Source organism: Streptomyces saintjeani, assembly GCF_055409605.1.
In genome coordinates, this window is sequence record NZ_CP189624.1 from 7,881,658 (window position 1) to 7,899,833 (window position 18,176).

An 18,176-nucleotide genomic window follows, 5' to 3' on the forward strand; every position below is an offset into this window, starting at 1 on the left:
GTGCTCCCGTGCCGTGGGTGGCCCGTGCGACGGCGTCGTACGGGACGGCCTTGTCGCGGGGCGCCGAATGTGTTGTCGTGGTGACCTTGGAGAGTTCGGCGAGTTCGACGAGTTCGGCGAGTGCCGTGGCGAGAGACGGGGGCGCGTGGTGACGACGACGGCCGGGGGAGCCGGGCGGCTGCTGGCCATCAGCGACCTGCACATCGGGTACCCCGAGAACCGGGCCCTGGTGGAGGAGCTGCACCCGGACACCGAGGACGACTGGCTGCTGGTCGCGGGTGACGTCTCCGAGAACGTCGCGGACATCCGCTGGACCCTCAAGACCCTCGCGAGCCGCTTCGCCAAGGTCGTCTGGGCGCCCGGCAACCACGAGCTGTGGACCCACCCCTCCGACCCGGTCACGCTGCGCGGCGTCGAGCGGTACGAGCACCTCGTCGCCGTCTGCCGCGACCTCGGCGTCGTCACCCCCGAGGACCCCTATCCGATCTGGGAGGGCCCCGGCGGTCCGGCCGCGATCGCCCCGCTGTTCCTGCTGTACGACTACTCGTTCCTGCCGGCGGGCTGCGCGACCAAGGAGGCGGGCCTGGAGTACGCGCACGGCACGGGCGTCGTCTGCAACGACGAGTACCTTCTGCACCCCGACCCCTACCCGACCCGCGAGGCGTGGTGCCGGGCGCGCGTGGAGCTGACCCGGCGGCGCCTGGAGGAGCTGCCGGCGGACCTGCCCGTCGTCCTCGTCAACCACTACCCCCTCGACCGGCACCCCACCGAGGTCCTCTGGTACCCCGAGTTCGCGATGTGGTGCGGCACCACCCTGACCGCCGACTGGCACCGCCGCTTCCCGGTGGCCGCCATGGTCTACGGCCACCTCCACATCCCGCGCACCACCTGGCACGAGGGCGTCCGCTTCGAGGAGGTCTCGGTGGGCTACCCCCGCGAGTGGAAGAAGCGCCAGCAGCCGCCGGGGCGCCCGCGGCTGATCCTCCCGGCCGCGCCCGCGGCTGCGGCTCCGGTTCCGGCGAAGGGCGAGGGCCAGTGATCGAGCGGCTGTTGCCCGCGTCCGTGGTGACGGTCGAGGCGATCGGGCCTGCCGCCGCCGACCCGGGCGCCGAGGCCGGGCTGTACCCCGAGGAACGCGCGGTGATCACGAAGGCCGTCGACAAGCGGCGCCGCGAGTTCGCCACCGTACGCGCCTGCGCGCGGCAGGCGATGGAGAAGCTCGGCGTCCCGCCCCGGCCCATCCTGCCCGGCGAGCGCGGCGCGCCCGGCTGGCCCGAAGGGGTGCGCGGCAGCATGACGCACTGCGCCGGGTACTGCGCCGCGGCCCTCGTCCGCACCGCCGACCTCGCCTCCCTCGGCATCGACGCCGAGCCTCACGACCGGCTGCCGGAGGGCGTCCAGTCCGCGATCGCGCTGCCCGCGGAGGAGGAGCGCCTCGCCGCGCTCACCGCGAGCCGGCCCGGCGTCCACTGGGACCGGCTGCTGTTCAGCGCGAAGGAGTCGGTGTACAAGGCGTGGTTCCCGCTGACGGGGAAGTGGCTGGACTTCTCCGAGGCGGACATCACGCTGACACCGGTGGAGGAGACGTTCGGGACGGTGTCGGCGACGCTCCTCGTGCCGGGGCCGGTGGTGGAGGGGCGGGAGGTCGGGCGGTTCGAGGGACACTGGACGGTCAGGGACGGGTTGCTGGCCACGGCGATCGCGATTCCGTACGCATCGTGAATCTCAGCAGCGTGCATCTCGGCATCGTGCATCTCAGGGACACCACCCCCGTACGAGCCTGAAGAACTCCTCCTCGTTCCCCGTCAGCCCCGCCCGCCCGAGCGCCTCCTCCGCCTCCGCGAGCACCGACTCCGGGACGACCCGCACCTCTCCGTCGTACGCGGCGGCCACGGTGTTCAGGAGTCGCAAGTACGCCTGGACTGCGGCGCGTTCACGGTCGGTCAGTACGGAGGTGGTGGGCATGGGCGGCTCTCCCCTGGTCGGCGTCGGCTGGTTGGTCTCGTCGTACCGTCCAGCTTGCCGCCCGCCACCGACAATCGCCCTCAACCCCGTTGCGATGCGCTCCGGTTCACCTGCATAGCGGACGGCATGTTCGGCCGCGCGTCACTTCCCGTCCTGCCGCAGATACCCGAGCGATGCCTCGATCCGCCCCGCCAGCCGGTCGCGCCGGCCCTTCTCCGGCGTCCCCGCGAGCAGCCCCCGGCAGCGGCTCGCCAGCAGCAGGCCGAAGGTCTCCGCCTCGCGCTCGTCGGCCTCGTCGAAGCGCGTGCGCGCGGCGACCCGGCGCACGGTCTCCTGGAGGTCGGCGCCGTCGCGCAGCAGGCGCGTGGCGACGACGGCACCCTCGACGGGCCGGCCGTGGTGCCCGGCGGTCATGTGCCACAGCTCGTGTCCGAGGATGACCAGTTGATGCTCGGGCGCCGTCCGTTCCTCGATCACCACGAGGTCCTGGTCGGTCATGTCCAGCCACAGCCCGCTCGCCGTACCGACCGGGAAGGCGGCCGTACGGAAGTGCACGGGACGGCCCCGGCGGCGGCTCATCGCGGCGCACAGACCGGCGTACACGTCCCCGGGTGCCGCGGGTGCGTCGAGGGCCAGCCCGGCGAGGAGTTCGCCGCACAGCCGCCGCATCCGCCTGCTCATGCCCACCGTCCTCCAGGAGTTCACGACTCGGGTCGCTTGACGCTCTCCAGCAGCATGTCCAGCCACTCGGCGACCTTGTCGCGGTGCTGGTCGGTGGGGAGTTGGGCGGCGCGCCAGGCGATCCCGCGCACGCCGTGGTCCTGGAGGAGCCGTTCCAGCGGGTCCGCCGCGGAGGCGGCCTCGCGCGCGGCGAGCTGCTGGAGGAGCTCCTGTTCGGTGTGGAGCAGGACGCTGGCGAGCGCCTCGGGGTCCTCGGCGGTCAGGAAGCCCGCGTGGACGCGGAAGAACCGCTGGATCGCGTCGCAGTGCTCCATCGTGGGCCGCCGGTCGCCGTTGATCAGCGCGCCCGCCTGCTGCCGGGACATGCCCGCGCCGTCCGCGATCTCCTGCTGCGTGTACTTGCGCCCGCCCGGCTTGAGGCGGGTGCGCCGCAGCAGCCCGAGCCGCTGGAGGAAGCGGGCCTGTACGTCGGGCTCGCCCGCCGGGCGCCCGCTCAGCAGCGCCTTGACGACGGGTTCGGGCACCCCGGACGACACCGACAGCCGGGGGACGTCGAAGACCTGCGCGTACGGCACGCCGAGGCGGCCGGCGAGCGCGGTGACCCGGGCGACGAGAGCCGACAGCGAAGCCGTCGCCGGGTCGCCAGCAGCCTCGTAGCCATCCGTCACGGAACAGGTCTCCTACATCTCTCGCGAACGCCCCGCGTCCCGACCGGCCGAAACCGCCTCCTCCGCACCGACGGTCACACTCATCCATACCGGCAGTCACGGTCAACTGCCCGGAGGGTAACCGGTTTTTCGAACTCACATCCAGGTCTCGCCACAACTGTGGCCAATTTCAGCCGTCAACAAACGCCGAATGCCACGATAGTTGACATGACAGTGCGGGGGCCGGAGGATCGGGGCGCCGCGAGACGGCCGCATCAGGCAAGAGGGGTGACCTCCCGATGGCATACAGGGCAGGTGGGCAGCGGCCCATGCCGCCGTCCCGCCCCGAGGGGCCCGAGGCCCGCGCGTACCTCCAGGACTACGCCGCGCTGCTGGACGCGGTCTCCTTCCCGTCCGTCGTGCTCGACCAGCGCTGGGGCGCGGTCATCGCGAACACCGCTTTCCGGACACTTTTCCGCGAGGTCGGCCCGCATCCCACGGCCATGCCCGACGACAACTTCCTGCGCTTCGTCCTCTTCCACCCCGACGCCTCGCTCGTCCTCGGCGACCACGAGTCGCGCTGGTGCCTGCCGATGCTCGCGCAGTTCGCGGCGGCCCTGGAACGGGACGGCGACGACCGCGAACTCCAGGCCGTACGGCGGGAGATCGCGCAGGACCCGATCATGGAGGCCGCCTACCGGCACGGCCTGCCGCGCTGGATCCGCGAGGTCGGCCCCGCCGCCACGGCCCTCGACGGCGACGTCCGCCCCCTCCTGCACCCCGACCCGCGCTGGGGCGCCACCGACTGCCGCGTCGTCACCGAGGTGACCAAGGCTCTTCAGGACATGGGGTGCACGAGGCTGACGCTGGTCCTGCGGGAGCCTCGGCGGGCGCAGCACGGGGGGCGCCGGGGCGGGGCGCGGGCCGCGCGCAGGGGGGCGAGCCACCTGACGGTGGTGCCGGAAGTCTGAGCCTCAGAGATCCAGCACCAGCCGGTCACCCTTGCATCGCGACACGCAGATCATCATCGTCTCTCCGGCATCCTGTTCCTCCGCCGTCAGCACCGAGTCCCGGTGGTCCACCGTCCCTTCGAGGACGTCGGTCTCGCAGGTGCCGCACGTCCCCTCCGTGCACGAGTACAGGACCTCGACCCCGGCCGCCCGCACCGCGTCGAGCACCGAGACGTCCGCCCCGACCGTGACCGTACGGCCGCTGCGCTCCAGGACGACCTCGAACTCGCCATTGATGGCGTCCAGTTGGGTGGCGCGCGGCTGGAACCGCTCGACGTGCAGCACTCCCGACGGGCACCGGCTCTCCACCGCGTCGAGCAACGGCCCTGGCCCGCAGCAGTAGACGAGCGTGTCCCCAGGCAACTCGTCCAGCACCGGCCCGAGTTCGAGCACCGCCCCGGTCTCGTCCTGCGGCGCGATGGTCACCCGGTCGCCGTAGCGCAGGAGTTGGTCCGTGAACGCCATCGACCGCCGTGACCGGCCGCCGTACAGCAGGGTCCACTCCGCGCCGGACGCCTCGGCGGCGGCGAGCATCGGCAGCAGCGGGGTGATGCCGATGCCCCCGGCGACGAAGCGGTAGCGGGGTGCGGGCAGGAGGGGGAAGTTGTTGCGGGGGCCGCGTGCCCGGACCTTGTCGCCGGGCGCCAACTCCCCGTGCACATAAGCCGATCCGCCTCTGCCGGCCGGCTCTCCCAGTACCGCGATCCGCCACTCGTGCCGGTCCGCCGGGTCGCCGCACAGCGAGTACTGCCGCTCCAGGCCGGGCGCGAGGAGGAGGTCGACGTGGGCGCCGGGCTCCCAGGCGGGCAGGGGGTCGCCGAGCGGGTGGCGCAGGGACAGCAGACGTACACCCTCGGCCGGGGTGTCTATCTGATGGATGGTCAGCTCGCCGTCGTACGCGGTCACTTGGTGTCCTCCGTCTCGTGCCCGCGCGGGTGCGCCAGCATCCATTCCCACATCTCCACCGGGTCCTGCGCCGTGTGTTCGCGTCCGCAGTGGCAGGTGCCGTGCAGGACGTCGGTGCCCGGGAGCCAGTCGACGCGGTAGACCTCGCCGGTCACAGGGCCCGCTCCACGGGCTTGGCGCCCTCCTCGACCAGACGCGCGAGGATACGGCGCGCGGCGAGGCCGCCGGTGTCGATGTTGATGCTCAGCTCCTGGTACCCGTCGCGCTCCGAACCCAGCGTGCGCTGAAGGAGGTTGAGGGCGTCGACGTCCTGCATGACGACCGTGTGGTTGTTGCCGCGCAGGAACTCGGTGACCTCCTCGTCGTCCGTCGCCCAGTCCCGCGACACCATCCAGAAGTCGTACACCTTCCCGTCGCCGGACGGGGTGATCGCGTACGTGATCTCCGTGTGGAAACCGTGCGGATCGCTGCCGTCCGCCTCGGGCGCCACCCCGACCGGGGCGATGCGGCTGTGCAGCAGGTACAGGCACGGCGCGTGGTACTCGATGTCCTGCCAGCGCGTGATGCGGCCCTCGATGCCGGTCGAACGGGCGTAGAACGGGGGGCACTCGGCGTCGTCCATGTGCCGGCTGACCCGGACGATCCCGGCGCCCTCGTCGACCTCGGTGGTGATCGGCGTCTCGGCGACCTCGGGGGTGCCGATGTAGCCGCCGTGCAGATACGTCTCGTGCGAGAGGTCGAGGAGGTTGTCCACCAGCAGGCCGTGGTCGGCGTCTATCGGCTCCATGCCGCGTACGGTCGTCCAGCCCGGGGCGTCGAGGTGGCGGGCGCGTGGGATCGCCGCCGGGTCGGCGAGCGCCGGGTCCCCGATCCAGACCCAGACCAGGGAGTCCTGTTCGACCACCGGGTACGCGGCGACGCGCGCGGTGCGCGGGACGCGTTTCTGGCCCGGCACGTACACGCACGTACCCGTCGTGTCGTACGTGAAGCCGTGGTAGCCGCACACGATCCGGTCGCCGTCGAGGCCGCTCGCCGAGAGCGGGTAACGCCGGTGCACACAGCGGTCGTGCAGCGCGACCGGGGTGCCGTCGGCCTCCGTGCGGTACACGACGATCGGCTCGCCCAGGACGGTGCGGCCGAGCAGCTCGCGGCCCACCTCGTGGCTGTAGGCCATGACGTACCACTGGTTCCTGGCGAAGGCGGTGATGTGCGGCATGGTTGCGGCTCCCGTCGTTGGGTGATGGCGACATCGTCCGGAAGGGCGTCACCGCGCCGCAACACCTCTTCCGCCTCACGGAAGCAGATCGGTAAAAGGCATGTTCAGGGTATGTAGTCCCTCGTGGGGCCGAGTCGGGATGGGCTCGGGCCAACACGCGGCACTGTATGTGCATCGCTGGGCTGCGTGTCCGCTTCAGGGTTGTCGGCTTACGAGGTTGATCGTCATCGGGGCTCTCGTGGTGATTAAGTTTCCGCAATTCGTTGGTGCGGCGGCAGAAGTTGCGGCACCGCTGATCAGGCGTGCGCGTCGCCGTGGAATGAGGCCGTGGGGTCGAATCCGGGTCGAATTCGCCGCTCTTTGGGCCCTGTAGCGCATAAGTGCAGGCCAAAGGGGTGGTGGACTTACGTAAAGCGACTGTTTGAACCTGCCGGGCCAGGAGTGGCCCGGCTCGGGCCGTGGCCGTTTGTGATGGAGTGTCAGGTGGCTCGCGACCTGTACGGCCAGTTGTGATGTCACTCTTGGTTACGGCCCGGACTCGACGTCTCACCCGATCGTGAGACCCCTCAGTCAGCATCGCCGAATCGGGCTCGGCTGCGATGACTTCGGCACCCAGCGCGACCAACAACCGTATTCGGAATCACTGTCACCCTTGGGCCGAGAACCTCAGTGGCGCCCCTCCTGCCGCGGCAGGAGGGGGCCGAGTGGGCCGAGGTCGAGGTTCAGGTCTTCGGGGCTCAAGTCGTATCGCGTGCGCAGTTCGGTCATGCGGTCGTCGAGGATCATGAGCGTCATGCCGATGCGCTCTTCCTGCTCCTCGGTCAGATTGTTCCTTTCGACTCGGCGGATGGCCTGCCGTTCCATGAGCTGGCGCAGCAACTCCACGACGGTGAGCACCAGTCGGACGAGGTCGCGTTCGACCGTGTCCTTGTCCAGTTCGAGGCGTCGGGGCGGGGACGGTTCGGAGTCCGGTGCCGGCGTCGCCCGAGCGCCGAGTGGTAGCGGGCGTTCCGTGTCGAGAGGTGGGGGCGATGTACGCGAAGCGGGTGGCCGGCCGAGTCCGGGTTCGTCGTGTGGTGTCACGTCAGGATTCCTTCCGTGGCTCCCTCGACCGAGGTGAGCAGGGCGCGCAGGGAGATGCGGACCAGCTCCACGTCGGCGATACAGAGACTGAGGTCTCCCGTGATGACGACACCGCCGGCCAGGAGCCGGTCGAGGAGATCGACCAGAGCGACCTCTGCATGGGGCGGGCCTCCGGCCGTCACGGCGTCGTCTGCGGGATCGCGGGCTCCGCCCTTTCGGCCTGTTCCTGCGGGGGAGAGGCGAAAGAGTACGGGGCCCACGGCCCGGTGATCTCGAGTCGGACGCCGGCAGTCCCGGCCGCGAGTGTCTCCACGCGGTCCTGGAAGCTCCGCGTGTGCTTTCGCGGGACGAGGTAGGCCGCGTTGACGATGTTCTCCCCCGGGTTCGCGGACAGTGCGGCCGACTGGGGACGATGGTGCCGTATGTCAGTGGCCAGGTTCGTTTCCGCGAGCGTACGGTCCACTCGTGCGCCGAGGTCGGCGGCGGCCTGACGGGCCACGTCATGGCCGTCTCGGCTCGTGCGGCGCGCGCGCAGGTAGTCACGCCCGGAGCGTGGCCGGTCCCCTGGGGACGCGGGCGTGATCGACGGATGGGCATAGATCTTGACGCCCCACTCGTCGTGGCCCTCCAGTCGGTTCAAGGTTGTGCGGAAGTGGCCGTCGTCGGCGTGCAGGCGTCGCAGCAGGCTGGCGTCGTCGAGGTAAACCGTGGCCAGCCGGAGGGGTAGTACGGCCGTTCGGGAAGCCAGTGCGGCGATCACCTGGTGATGGTCGCGGGCCAGGCGTTCCAGGTCGGTGATGTCGTCGAGTCGCTGTGCGACGGCCTCTTCGGTGAAGGCGTCGGCCGGTACGTCGCTGACGACTGCGACTGTGCCGGCGCCGCGCAGTATCCGTACGGGCAGCCCATCGACGCCGCGTAGTTCTCGGGCGGCCCGCTCGGCCGCCTCGTTCTGCAGCAGTACGGCGTACGCGTAGACCGCCTCGGTGAGGCCTGCCGGGCGCGGGGCTTCGGGCTCAGAGAGCATCGGGTTCCTTCAACCGGGCGTTGAGCGACTGGAGTTCGGCGAGAAGTCGGGCGTTCTCCGCGGCGAGTTCCTCCGCGCGGGCGAGGTCGGGTGACGGGGCGGGACGTACGGCACGAGAGGACAGCGTCGGGTCGTGCTCCCACCAGTCGATGCCCATCTCGCGCGCGGTGTCGACCGAGACGATGAGCAACCGCAGTTTGATGGTGAGGAGTTCGATGTCGAGCAGGTTGATCTTGATGTCTCCTGCGATCACGACCCCTTTGTCGAGGACGCGCTCCAGGATGTCGGCCAGATTGCCTGCGCCGCCCGGCTGGGGCGACGGAGCACCTGTTCGCCGCACGAGGGCGTCGGTCACGGGGAGCCTTCCTGTAGTGCCGAACCTTCGAAGTCGGCCAGATCCGCGCCGTTGCCGGAGACGATCTCTTCCAGACGGTCCAGGAGTTCGTCCTCCCGAAGGCCGAACTCCTCCTCGGTGATGCGGCCGGCCAGCAGATCAGCCTCCAGCTCGGCCAGTTCACTGTGGATGGGAGCCGGGTCGGCATACTGCCGCTCCGCCTCCTGCACCACCTGTTCCAGCACCCAGGCGACCCCGTGCAGCGGAGCCAGTGGCAGGCCGAGCAGGCTGCCCAGCAGACCCATACGGCGCTCTCCTTCCAGTCGGGAGGTGGCGGGGCGAAGTGCGGTGCGCGGTCGCGCGGTCAGACGAAGCTGTAGGGCGGAAGAGGGCCGGTCACCCGGAGTTCCAACCCGTGCCCGAGGCTCTCGGCAACCTGGCCCACGGACGCGGCGAACGCATCCGCCTGCCCGCGTTCGATCAACAGGCTCAGGTTCAGGAAGACCTCGCCCGTCGGATCACCCGCGGCGACGCGGTGGGCCAGCGGCTCCAGCCGGCGGGCGATGTCCCGGGCGTGCTGCTCCTGTAGCGCCTCGACCCCGGCGGCGACGACCGTGCCGAGGGACACCTGGTCGTCGTGCGTCCCAGCGCCGTCCCGGGTGAGGGCGCTCAGGCGTCGGGCTTCGGCACTGTCGCGCAGGACATCCCGCAGGGCGGTGTCCTCGTCCTGTAGGGCCTTGACGTTGAACTCGACGCGGTCCTCGACCGCTCGGAGCCGATCGGTGAACAACGACTCCTGATCCGCCAGCGCGCGGCGCACCGCGCCGTCGTCGGGAGCGAGTGTGCCGAAGCGCAGGGGCACCACGGCACCTGCGGCACCGAGCATCAGCAGCACATTCTGATGGGCGATCAGATCACGTCGTTTGGCGCGCAGTTGTGGCGGCGCCTCGCTGACGACGGCGGCCACCCGGGCGGTGCGTACCGCCCGCAAGGGCGCGGGCGACGCCCCGATTCCGGTGGCACCGTCGACCGGCAGCGGGTGGTCGGCGTCCGTGATCGCATAAAGGTAGAGCGGCATCCGTCAGGCCTTCCCGTCCTGCTGTCCCTTCGCCTTGCCACCCGGGGTCTTGTCGGGTGCGACGGTGGTGTCCTCCTCGGGGCGAGCCGCGGTCGAAGCCGGGGCGTCGACCACCTGCTGCACGGTGGCATCGGCGCTGTGCACCGCGGGATCCGCCACCGGGACCGCGGCACCGGCCGCCGGGGCGGCAGTACTCACCGCGGTCGCCGCTGTCGGGGCGACGGCTCCCACCACGGCGCCGGCCGTCTGGCCCGCAGCGCCGACCACTCCGCCGACGGTCGGCGCCACGCTGTGGACCAGCCCCCCGACGGTCGGCGCGACGCCTTGAACCAGTCCCCCGACGGTCGGGGTGATGGCGCCGACGACGCCACCGACGGTCTGCCCGACCGTCCCGACCGCCTGTCCGAGGTTCCCGCCAACCGGGACCGCGGCACCGGTACCGGGCTGCCAGGCGGCGACGGGCTGCCCCTGCATGACGACAGTGCCGGCAGCGGGAACTGCCGCGACGCCCGGCGAGACAGCCGCCGGTGCTCCGGATGCCACGGCAGTGGGCAGGGCCGGAGTGAACAGCGCGGGCGCCGGAGTCACCACGGGAGTACCGCGGTTCTCCAGATCGAGGCGATTGGTCGCCGCGGCGAAGCGCAGGTAGGTGTCGACGCTGGCGATGACAATGCGGATGTCGACGCGCAGGATCTCGATGCCGATCACCGACACTCGGATGAAGACATCGATCACGAGTCCGCGGTCAAGGATCAGGTCGAGGATGTCGTAAAGGCCCCCGTCGGTCTTCTGGGCGCGGGGTGCGGCGGTCTGGGCGAGCACGGTCATCGGAGAGGTCCCCTCTGAGGTGTGGGGCGAAGGCGTGCGGGGCGGTTGTCGGCGATGGGCTGTCGCGCGATCGACGTACGGCAACTGGACGGAGGGCCCGGACCGGTGCAACCGGGTCAGGGAGCGGGGGCGTCGCAGACGTGGCCGCTGCAACAGCAGGCGGAGCATTCATGCACAGGGGTCTGCGTCATGCGGAGGGAAGCGATGCACCGGCAACTCGGTCGCTGCGCGGGCTACCACGCACGCCCTCACTGTCGGTCGACCTGGCCTCGGGTGTAGCGGCGGCTGCGGGCATAGCCGAGAAGAAGGCCGTTGGCGTCCAGCCTCACCCGGTAGACGGCAAGGATGCTGGTGGAATCGGGGATGCGCTCCAGTTCTACAACCTCGATGTCGACTTGCCAGCCTGTTCCGTCGCGGGTGATGGCCGTGACCGACTCCGGTGTGCGGCCCAGAAGTTCGGCAAGCTGGGCGCGTGCGTTACGCATCGCGCTCACGGCGTCACCGGCCACAGGGGCCCCAGTGGCGGGTGGCGCCGAACCCGGCCCGGGGTCGGATAAGTCGCTCGTGCTCATAGTTCGTCCGGTCCGTCCAGCTGGAAGGTACGTCCGACAGGTCACGACGCGTCGGCATGCCTTTCGCGCGCCCTCCGAGCGCGACGGCCGGTATCCGCCGACTCGCCAAATGTCATGCACATGATCTGAACATATTTCGATCACGTGGTGCCCATAAGTTCTACATACTAATTACATGAATTTTCGCGGCCACGTCCACCCCACGCGACAACTGCACTCACCAGGAGCCCAGCGAAAGACGATCCGGCCACGTCCACGCGGCAGCGGGCAACAGCGTGCCGGCGAAGGGCATCTCTACGGCGATACCGAGGGGTGGCGGAAGCGGAGATCGTCACCGTCACGGGGTCGGTGCCCGATCGCCTGACCGTCACCGGGCCGCTGAGCCCCACGTGAAGCCGCCCGGGGCATGCCAGAGGTGGCCGCCCCGGGTGGCCGCGCCGGACGCGGGGTGTCGGCCGGGGTGCCCCGATGTCCGTCGCTGAAGCGGTGGACCGCATCGCGCACCGCGACCCGATTGCATTCCAGCGGGTCGGCAACCTGCGACACGATCAGGCCACTGCTCGGCAACCTATCCGCGACAGCGCGCTCCCGCACCGTCCCCTGGCCTCGCTTCACTGGGTGTTCGCGGTGCCGGAGGCGGTAGCGGAGACGGCGGAGGGCCTGGTGCGGTCCTGGCGTACGCCCACCGGCGAGTACGGCGCGGAGTGGGACCAGGCCCGCGAGGTGCGCACCGCGATCAACGCATTTCGGCAGTCGGTCCGCTAGATGTTGTCCCGTAACCGGTGGGGCTGTCGGGGCGTTGTCCGATCATGGGCGGGGTGATCTCAGCGGATGATCCGAAGTGGATCGAGCCGTTTGTCGGGAAGCCGCGGTGGCGTGGTCCGCATCCCCGACCTGCTGCGAGGGCGTCGCGTATCCCTGTGGTCCTTCGGGCACCGCCTTGGTCCACTCCTCGGCCAACCCGTTCCCGACAGTTGGGGCAGGAGTGGACTGATCCTGGGGCTCGTCGACCGCGGGACGGTGGCCCTCGCTCTGGTCGGCGGCCTGTTCCGCGGCGAACTGCTCGGGCGTGAGCTCGGCGGCCGGCGGCGGGGGAATGGACGCCGACTTCTTGGCCGTGCCGCCGAGGACACGGCCCTTGGGGCGGGCCGGGGGCTTCGGCTTCTCGTTCTTCTCGGTCATGCGGCGTTCAGCTCCTTCATCAGGCTGCCGTACTCGCTCAGCTCGGTGGGGATCTCGCCGAAGGCATCCATGTAGTGCACCCAGGCGTGGATGACGGTGTCGGCGAGTGGGAACGCCTCGTCGCGGCCCGGGCCGATGCCCTCGCCCTCGGCGGGCTGGAGCAGCTTGTCCTTGACGGTGTGGGGGAGGCTGGTGCGGTCGTCGGCCTTTACGAGGACGACGTGGGCGGTGACGTCGCGGGTGTTGCGGGCGGCGGCGCGCTCGGCCTCGTCGAAGGTGGCGATGAGCTTGCGGCGCTCGATTTTGGTGGGGGCGACCGGCACGATCAGCCGGTTCGCCTCGGTAACAGCCTCGTGGAACAGCTTCGCGGAGCCGCCGCCGGCGTCGACCACGATGGCGCCGAACTCGGCACGCTTGTCACGGATGTACTCGGCGATGTCGTCGAACGGGCACCGCTCGATCACCAGGTTCTCGGGAATCTCGAAGCCTTCGGCTTCGGCGACCTTGAACCAGTCGTAGGCGGACTGGCTGGTCGCGTCCGCGTCCAGGAGCGGCGTCGGCATCCGAGGACGATGGCGTAGCAGAGGGCGATGAACCAGGCGGAGGTGGTCTTGCCGGTGCTGCCCTTGAGTATGCCGACAACAATCACGAAGGCGTCGCAGACATGGGCCGTGGTTGTGGCCAGAGTCTTGTGACGGGTCAGTTCATTCACGTGAGTTCGATCTCCAGAAACTGGAAGGTGAGTTGTCTCGTGCGGGTTGGTGAGGCGGTGAACGGGAGGTTGGCCGTTGCAGGGGAGGTGCGCGTGCCGCGGACCTGAGTCCGCGATGGCGTCTACGCGGGACTCGACTGCCACCGCGGGCAGCACAGGCGAAGGCCCGGTCTGGGCCGGCAGGAGGAACCTCAAGTGCCGGGTCGGGGGTACTGAGTGGTCCGGAAGTGAGACGGTGAAGCAGGAGCACCGTGACCAGAGGCGATGCCTTGGCTGAGGTACCAGGTAGAGCCTTCGCTGCTGTGGCCGACCCGCAGCCGGCGCAGCCAGCCCTGCGGCTTGAGGGTCTTCTCGTAGACGGCCCGCAGGGTCGTGCGGGAGATGCCTGCTTCTTCGGCAGTCTGCCGTTCGCTGGCGTGATGCAGGAGGCCGCCCGCGATCTCGGCGAAGTGTCAGATGCGCCCGCAGGACCCGCAGGGTGGTGCGTCCCCGCTCTCCGCGCCAGGGTGTGGTCTCGATGCGGTCCCGCAGCGCGGCGAGCACCTCGTACGCGTCATGGCGGGACTCCAGCACTCTCGAACTGCCCACCGCATCCGCAGCGCTGGCCCACACGCGGCGGATGTAGTCCAGGCACGCGACTGCCCGGCACGCAGTGCGATGTTGCGGGCGTACCTGCCGTCCTCGTGCTCGGGGTGCAGTAGGAGCTGCGTCAGATGGTCGACGGTGCCGCCGATACGGGCCACATGACAGGCGATGGCCGCGGTGATCCGGTGCCCGTGCTCGGCCGCGCCCTGGTGACCCGTACGCAGGACCAGGCTTCGGCCGTCGGAGGCGAGCCTGCTGTAACTCCCGGTGGCGTAGCGGCCGGTGAGGTCCCCGAGGAGGACGAGATCGGCTGCCGCCGAAGGCAGGTGAGTGAGGCCCGATGGGTCGGACTGGTGAGAGTGCTGTTGCTGGAGGTTCGTCGGGTGGGTGCTGTGTGGCCCGGTGGGGTCGTCTCGTAAAGACGTGGACGCCACCCAGGCCCGCTAAAACCACGGGTGGTGTCCGGGACCGACCTCCAATCGGTGTCGGCCAAGGCATCCAGGGTTGCCGTCCTGGAGGCCCTTGCGTGCCTGGCCCCGAGCGGAGGCGGGCGTCCCCATCGCAGCTCGACCGGGAACGAGCCGGAGTCCCGCCGGAGTCGCCCACTCGTGATCCACGCCGTCCAACTCGGGTCCCTCGTCACAGCCTCATCGCCCCCACACAAACGCAGGTCAGAAAGGTGCGCTAGCTGTACCACTGGTTCCTGGCGAAGGCGGTGATGTGCGGCATGGGGTTCCCGTCTCTCGGTCCTGGCGCCATCGTCTTGAGGTGTGCCGGGGTGCCGCAACGGGGCTTCCGCCTCGCGGGAGGATCGCTGGTGCGGGGTGTGTGGGGGGGCGCGGAGAATTCCGGTTGGCCGAAAAGGGCGGACGCGGTCCGTCAATTCATGGGGAGAGGTAGGGGGTGAGGGTGCTTGTTCCGGGAGGTGTGAGCGGCTGGTGTGCGGTGAAGCGCTATTCGGGGGCTGGCCGAAAATACCGGCGGTGTGACACGTTCGGGTGAAGGTGTGCGAAGGGGTCGGGGGCCATACGGAGTACCTCGGATAGGCTTCTTTCGTCGCCACCGTGTGTGGTGTGAAACGAACTGGATGGGACAGGTGAGAAAGCCGGTCCGCATTCCCCGCCGTAGTCGCCGCCACATTCCACGATCGCCCACCCCGGAAAGGGAAACCGAGTCATGCCTCCCGTAGTTCCCCCGTTTCTGATCGGTCTCATCGCCGCGCCTTTGGCCAAGCGCATCGTCACGCCTTTGATGAAAGGGCTCGTGAAGACCTCGGTCGGGCTCGTCATGGAGGTGAAGCGCGCCGCCCACGAGGCGACCGAGGGGCTCCACGACCTCGCGGCCGAGGTGACCGCCGAGGTGATGGCCGCCCAGCTCGCGACGGGCGGGGCGCCGACCGCCGCCTCCGTGCCGACCGCCGCTGCGGCCCCGGTCGCGGCCGACACGGGCGCCGCGAAGACGGCTCCCCCCAAGGGGCGGCCCGCCGGCGGGGCCGGCAAGACGCACTGAGTAAACGCGCCCGGAATTCGTCACACGACAGCCGCCCAGCACGCGGTGTCGCAGAGAGCATGGGAACCAGCTGGACATGGCACTACTGGTGGGGGCGGCGGCCGTCGGACGGCCGATCCGGAGCGGCGTGAGAATGCGCTCGAACGTGCCGGGGCGGCAGCGGTGGAGTGTTCCGCAGGCGGTCGGCCGGCCGCGGTTGGCGGATTCCCTGGCGGATACGCTGCGGGGGGTCCGGGGAATCAAATCGGTGCGCGTGAATTCCGTGACCGGAAGCGTTCTCGTGCTGCATGGCCCGGGGCTCACGAATACGGATGTCGGGGAGCTGTTGCGGCGAGTTCTCGGACGGTTATCCGGGACTTCCGCGACGGAAATCGGTGCGCGTACGGAGAATGCGGCGCCCGAGCCCGTGCCGAAAGCCGTTGAGCCCGCGCCCGGCACCCTTCGCACCGCCCTCGCCGTCACCGGGGGCGTGGTGGGGGCTGCCGGGCTCGCGCTCGGGGGCGGGAAGCTGTTGCGCAGGCCGCTTGTCGCGTTGGGGGCGGTTGCCGGGGCGACGGTGGTCGTGGTGCGGCGGGCCATGGTTCGGGCGGGGGTGGTGGACGGGGGCGCCGTCGTCGGAGGTGCTGAGGCGGGGGCGGTCGGGGGTGCTGCGGCAGAGGGCGCAGGTGTGGTCGGGGGTGCTGGAGTCCTCGGCGGTGCTGGGGTTCTTGGCGGTGCTGGGGGTCGGCGTTCCTCTCTCCGTGCCCTTCTCGATCTCGTCGGCCCTCACCGGTCCCGGCTCGGGCTCGCCACCGGGCTCTCCGCCGTCTGTCAACTCGCCGAGGTCGCCTGCGGGTTGTTCCTCGGGTGGGTCGCGCTGGTCCTCATCAAGGGGTCCTGCCCGCCGCTCCTCGCCCTCGGAATCACCGGCGCCACCGCCCAGTTGTGGTTCCTCGCCGGCGCCGCCGCCCTCGCCTGCGCCGCCGTCGCCGTCCTTTCGTACGCCGCGAACACCCAGTGGCGCGGGCTCGGCCAAGACATCCAGCAGGACTGGCGCGACTCCACCTACGCCCACGTACAGCGCCTGGAACTGGGCCAGTTGGAGGGCGAGCGCACCACCCGGATCGCCGGGGTCCTCACCGACGAGGTCGCCCAGCTCGGCGGGTTCTTCGCGACCTGCGCCAACGACGTCGTCCAACTCGGCACGAGTTTCCTCGTGCTGGTGCCCGCGTTCCTCGTCTTCGCCCCGCAGATCGCGTGGATCGCGTTCCTGCCGATGCCCGTCGTCGCCTGGCTGTCGTTCCGTCACCAGGACCGCGTGGCCGACGACTACGCCGTCTCCAGCGAGCACCGGGCCGAACTGCACAGCCAGTTGGTCAACAGCCTCCAGGCGAGCGCCACCGTCAAGAGCTTCTGCACCGAGGAGTACGAGGCCGCCCGCCTCGACGCGCTCGGCGAGAAGTACCGGCTCGGCAACCGCCGTACCGACCGGCACACCGTCCGCCACGGCGAGACGATCCGCGCCACCACCACCGCGTCCATGGTCGGCATGCTCCTCCTCGGCGGCCGGTCCGTCCTCGAAGGCGACCTGCCCTTCGAGGTGTTCAGCCCTCTCATCGGCCTGCCCCAGCAGGTCCTGTTCCGCCTCACCCGGCTCGGCACGATCGTCGACCAGTACCAGCGCACCCTCACCGCCTACGACCGCGTCCAGCACCTGCGCGCCCTGCCGACCGAACCCGTCGGCAAGGAAGAGGAGTTGGACCGTACGACCGTCCAAGGGGCCATCTCCCTCAAGGACGTCACCTTCGCCTACCCCGGACGCCCGCCCGTCCTGGAGAACTTCTCCCTCGACATCGCACCCGGCGGCGTCACCGGCATCGTCGGCGCCACCGGCTCCGGCAAGACCACCGTCGCCCGGCTCCTCATGCGCTTCCAGGACGCGTCCGGGGGCCAAGTCCTGCTGGACGGGCGGGACATCCGCGACCTCGACCGCCACGACCTGCGCCGCGCCGTCGGGTTCGTCGCTCAGGACCCCTTCCTCTTCGACGGCACCGTCGCCGACAACATCCGCTACGGCAGCTTCGACGCGAGCGACGAGGACGTCGAGCGCGCCGCCCGCGCCGCCGAGGCCCACCCCTTCGTCGACGCCCTCCCCGACCGCTACGACACCCGCATCGGCGAGCGCGGCGCCGCCCTCTCCGGCGGGCAGCGCCAGCGCATCGCCCTCGCCCGCGCGATCCTCAAGGACTCGCCGGTCGTCATCCTCGACGAGGCGACGTCCGCGGTCGACAACGAGACCGAGGCGGCGATCCAGCGGGCGCTGCGGTCGTTCGCGCAGGGGCGGACGCTGATCGTCATCGCGCATCGGCTGTCCACGATCCGGGGGGCCGACCGGATCCATGTCCTCGACAAGGGCGGGGTGGTGGCGGAGGAGGGGACGCATGCGGAGCTGCTCGGTCGGGGTGGGTTGTATGCGTCGCTGTGGAGCTTGCAGTCGGGGGAACGGGCCGCGTAGGCAGGGGGGTGGGGGCGCCCGGGTGCAAGTCCGGGGTGGGGGAGTGGGGGGTGGGGTGGTGGGTGCCGGTGGTCTCGGTGGGTGCCGGTGAACTCCGCCGGATGCCCGGGGTGTTGCCGGCGGGGTCTCAGGCGGCTCGGTAGGCGCTCTCGGTGAGAGCCGGGTGGGGTCGGGTGGGGTCGGCCGGGTCAGGACTTCGGCTCCGGCTGCCCTGGCCTCCTGCCCTCTGGCCACTTGCCCCTTGACCTCGGATTCCCGACCTTGCTGTGGTTCCGAACCTGGCTGTGGTTCCGAACCCGGCTGTGGTTCCGGACCTGACCCCGACCCCGGTCTGTCTTCCACGCTTCGAC

21 protein-coding genes and 2 pseudogenes are annotated in these 18,176 nt (G+C 70.4%); 7 read left to right on the forward strand and 16 right to left on the reverse strand.

What is annotated here, in order from left to right; genetic code table 11:
- The first annotated feature begins 148 nt into the window (after positions 1–148).
- Both ACQCO7_RS35605 and ACQCO7_RS35610 read left to right on the forward strand, forming a co-directional pair.
- Positions 149–1,039, forward strand: coding sequence for a metallophosphoesterase family protein (locus tag ACQCO7_RS35605; protein WP_464077368.1), 891 nt, complete (start codon positions 149–151; stop codon positions 1,037–1,039).
- The gene (locus ACQCO7_RS35610; RefSeq protein ID WP_464075671.1) at positions 1,036–1,722 is read left to right on the forward strand and encodes a 4'-phosphopantetheinyl transferase family protein; all 687 of its coding nucleotides are present in this window, start codon (positions 1,036–1,038) and stop codon (positions 1,720–1,722) included. The genes ACQCO7_RS35605 and ACQCO7_RS35610 overlap by 4 nt, the downstream gene beginning before the upstream one ends.
- Positions 1,723–1,755: 33 nt before the next feature.
- Here ACQCO7_RS35610 and ACQCO7_RS35615 read toward each other — a convergent pair whose 3' ends face one another.
- From ACQCO7_RS35615 to ACQCO7_RS35625, 3 genes are all read right to left on the reverse strand, one after another.
- A complete protein-coding gene (locus ACQCO7_RS35615; protein ID WP_464075672.1) occupies positions 1,756–1,965 on the reverse strand; it encodes a hypothetical protein in 210 nt (69 codons plus the stop codon).
- A gap of 141 nt (positions 1,966–2,106) precedes the next feature.
- Positions 2,107–2,634 carry a toxin-antitoxin system, toxin component gene (locus ACQCO7_RS35620; RefSeq protein ID WP_464077369.1) on the reverse strand — a complete coding sequence of 176 codons (528 nt, stop codon included), beginning with the start codon at positions 2,632–2,634 and terminating at the stop codon, positions 2,107–2,109.
- A gap of 32 nt (positions 2,635–2,666) precedes the next feature.
- Positions 2,667–3,314 (reverse strand): helix-turn-helix domain-containing protein, encoded by a 648-nt coding sequence (locus tag ACQCO7_RS35625; RefSeq protein ID WP_464075673.1) that lies wholly within the window; start codon positions 3,312–3,314, stop codon positions 2,667–2,669.
- A 278-nt stretch (positions 3,315–3,592) separates the two neighbouring features.
- On the opposite strand from ACQCO7_RS35625, the gene ACQCO7_RS35630 reads away from it, so the two are divergent.
- Positions 3,593–4,264, forward strand: coding sequence for an MmyB family transcriptional regulator (locus tag ACQCO7_RS35630; protein WP_464075674.1), 672 nt, complete (start codon positions 3,593–3,595; stop codon positions 4,262–4,264).
- Between the two features lie 3 nt (positions 4,265–4,267).
- Here ACQCO7_RS35630 and ACQCO7_RS35635 read toward each other — a convergent pair whose 3' ends face one another.
- From ACQCO7_RS35635 to ACQCO7_RS35685, 11 genes and pseudogenes are all read right to left on the reverse strand, one after another.
- On the reverse strand, positions 4,268–5,209 hold the full coding sequence (locus tag ACQCO7_RS35635) for a PDR/VanB family oxidoreductase (RefSeq protein WP_464075675.1): 942 nt from the start codon (positions 5,207–5,209) through the stop codon (positions 4,268–4,270).
- On the reverse strand, positions 5,206–5,364 hold the full coding sequence (locus ACQCO7_RS35640; RefSeq protein ID WP_464075676.1) for a hypothetical protein: 159 nt from the start codon (positions 5,362–5,364) through the stop codon (positions 5,206–5,208). The genes ACQCO7_RS35635 and ACQCO7_RS35640 overlap by 4 nt, the downstream gene beginning before the upstream one ends.
- Complete coding sequence (locus tag ACQCO7_RS35645; protein ID WP_464075677.1) at positions 5,361–6,425, reverse strand: Rieske 2Fe-2S domain-containing protein; 1,065 nt, start codon at positions 6,423–6,425, stop codon at positions 5,361–5,363. The genes ACQCO7_RS35640 and ACQCO7_RS35645 overlap by 4 nt, the downstream gene beginning before the upstream one ends.
- A 666-nt stretch (positions 6,426–7,091) precedes the next feature.
- Positions 7,092–7,361: a gas vesicle protein K gene (locus ACQCO7_RS35650; protein WP_143644880.1), complete on the reverse strand. Its 270-nt coding sequence runs from the start codon at positions 7,359–7,361 to the stop codon at positions 7,092–7,094.
- A gap of 143 nt (positions 7,362–7,504) precedes the next feature.
- Entirely contained in the window at positions 7,505–7,690 is a 186-nt protein-coding gene (locus ACQCO7_RS35655) for a gas vesicle protein (RefSeq protein WP_143644875.1), read from the reverse strand.
- Positions 7,687–8,532, reverse strand: coding sequence for a GvpL/GvpF family gas vesicle protein (locus tag ACQCO7_RS35660; protein WP_464075678.1), 846 nt, complete (start codon positions 8,530–8,532; stop codon positions 7,687–7,689). The genes ACQCO7_RS35655 and ACQCO7_RS35660 overlap by 4 nt, the downstream gene beginning before the upstream one ends.
- Positions 8,522–8,887, reverse strand: a complete 366-nt coding sequence (locus ACQCO7_RS35665; RefSeq protein ID WP_143644873.1) for a gas vesicle protein — start codon at positions 8,885–8,887, stop codon at positions 8,522–8,524. Before ACQCO7_RS35665 ends, ACQCO7_RS35660 begins: the two co-directional genes overlap by 11 nt.
- A complete protein-coding gene (locus tag ACQCO7_RS35670) occupies positions 8,884–9,171 on the reverse strand; it encodes a gas vesicle protein GvpG (protein WP_464075679.1) in 288 nt (95 codons plus the stop codon). Before ACQCO7_RS35670 ends, ACQCO7_RS35665 begins: the two co-directional genes overlap by 4 nt.
- A gap of 59 nt (positions 9,172–9,230) precedes the next feature.
- Positions 9,231–9,944, reverse strand: a complete 714-nt coding sequence (locus tag ACQCO7_RS35675) for a GvpL/GvpF family gas vesicle protein (RefSeq protein ID WP_464075680.1) — start codon at positions 9,942–9,944, stop codon at positions 9,231–9,233.
- Positions 9,945–10,546: 602 nt separating this feature from the next.
- Positions 10,547–10,772 (reverse strand): annotated as a pseudogene (gvpJ, locus tag ACQCO7_RS35680) (gas vesicle protein GvpJ); the annotation flags it as partial.
- A gap of 248 nt (positions 10,773–11,020) precedes the next feature.
- Complete coding sequence (locus ACQCO7_RS35685; RefSeq protein WP_464075681.1) at positions 11,021–11,266, reverse strand: gas vesicle protein GvpO; 246 nt, start codon at positions 11,264–11,266, stop codon at positions 11,021–11,023.
- Positions 11,267–11,812: 546 nt separating this feature from the next.
- On the opposite strand from ACQCO7_RS35685, the gene ACQCO7_RS35690 reads away from it, so the two are divergent.
- Positions 11,813–12,109, forward strand: a complete 297-nt coding sequence (locus tag ACQCO7_RS35690; RefSeq protein WP_464075682.1) for a hypothetical protein — start codon at positions 11,813–11,815, stop codon at positions 12,107–12,109.
- Positions 12,110–12,151: 42 nt separating this feature from the next.
- Here the strand turns inward: ACQCO7_RS35690 and ACQCO7_RS35695 are convergent, their stop codons facing one another.
- Together ACQCO7_RS35695 and ACQCO7_RS35700 are read right to left on the reverse strand one after the other, a co-directional pair.
- Entirely contained in the window at positions 12,152–12,526 is a 375-nt protein-coding gene (locus ACQCO7_RS35695) for a hypothetical protein (RefSeq protein WP_464075683.1), read from the reverse strand.
- A complete protein-coding gene (locus ACQCO7_RS35700) occupies positions 12,523–13,089 on the reverse strand; it encodes a P-loop NTPase family protein (RefSeq protein ID WP_464075684.1) in 567 nt (188 codons plus the stop codon). The genes ACQCO7_RS35695 and ACQCO7_RS35700 overlap by 4 nt, the downstream gene beginning before the upstream one ends.
- Positions 13,090–14,999: 1,910 nt before the next feature.
- Here ACQCO7_RS35700 and ACQCO7_RS35705 point away from each other — a divergent pair.
- The 3 genes and pseudogenes from ACQCO7_RS35705 (at position 15,000) to ACQCO7_RS35715 (ending at position 17,826) form a co-directional block, all read left to right on the forward strand.
- Entirely contained in the window at positions 15,000–15,332 is a 333-nt protein-coding gene (locus ACQCO7_RS35705) for a DUF5132 domain-containing protein (RefSeq protein ID WP_464075685.1), read from the forward strand.
- Positions 15,333–15,465: 133 nt separating this feature from the next.
- Positions 15,466–15,606, forward strand: a pseudogene (locus ACQCO7_RS35710) (hypothetical protein); the annotation flags it as partial.
- A gap of 132 nt (positions 15,607–15,738) precedes the next feature.
- A complete protein-coding gene (locus tag ACQCO7_RS35715) occupies positions 15,739–17,826 on the forward strand; it encodes an ABC transporter ATP-binding protein (protein ID WP_464077370.1) in 2,088 nt (695 codons plus the stop codon).
- Positions 17,827–18,176 lie beyond the last annotated feature (350 nt).

Bases quoted from the DNA above. Each gene is read 5' to 3' on its own strand.
- ACQCO7_RS35700 (WP_464075684.1), bottom strand. From the start codon at position 13,089: ATGCCGACGCCGCTCCTGGACGCGGACGCGACCAGCCAGTCCGCCTAC.
- ACQCO7_RS35695 (WP_464075683.1), bottom strand. From the start codon at position 12,526: ATGACCGAGAAGAACGAGAAGCCGAAGCCCCCGGCCCGCCCCAAGGGC.
- ACQCO7_RS35705 (WP_464075685.1), top strand. From the start codon at position 15,000: ATGCCTCCCGTAGTTCCCCCGTTTCTGATCGGTCTCATCGCCGCGCCT.
- ACQCO7_RS35620 (WP_464077369.1), bottom strand. From the start codon at position 2,634: ATGCGGCGGCTGTGCGGCGAACTCCTCGCCGGGCTGGCCCTCGACGCA.
- ACQCO7_RS35615 (WP_464075672.1), bottom strand. From the start codon at position 1,965: ATGCCCACCACCTCCGTACTGACCGACCGTGAACGCGCCGCAGTCCAG.
- ACQCO7_RS35660 (WP_464075678.1), bottom strand. From the start codon at position 8,532: ATGCTCTCTGAGCCCGAAGCCCCGCGCCCGGCAGGCCTCACCGAGGCG.
- ACQCO7_RS35645 (WP_464075677.1), bottom strand. From the start codon at position 6,425: ATGCCGCACATCACCGCCTTCGCCAGGAACCAGTGGTACGTCATGGCC.
- ACQCO7_RS35690 (WP_464075682.1), top strand. From the start codon at position 11,813: ATGTCCGTCGCTGAAGCGGTGGACCGCATCGCGCACCGCGACCCGATT.
- ACQCO7_RS35630 (WP_464075674.1), top strand. From the start codon at position 3,593: ATGGCATACAGGGCAGGTGGGCAGCGGCCCATGCCGCCGTCCCGCCCC.
- ACQCO7_RS35675 (WP_464075680.1), bottom strand. From the start codon at position 9,944: ATGCCGCTCTACCTTTATGCGATCACGGACGCCGACCACCCGCTGCCG.
- ACQCO7_RS35670 (WP_464075679.1), bottom strand. From the start codon at position 9,171: ATGGGTCTGCTGGGCAGCCTGCTCGGCCTGCCACTGGCTCCGCTGCAC.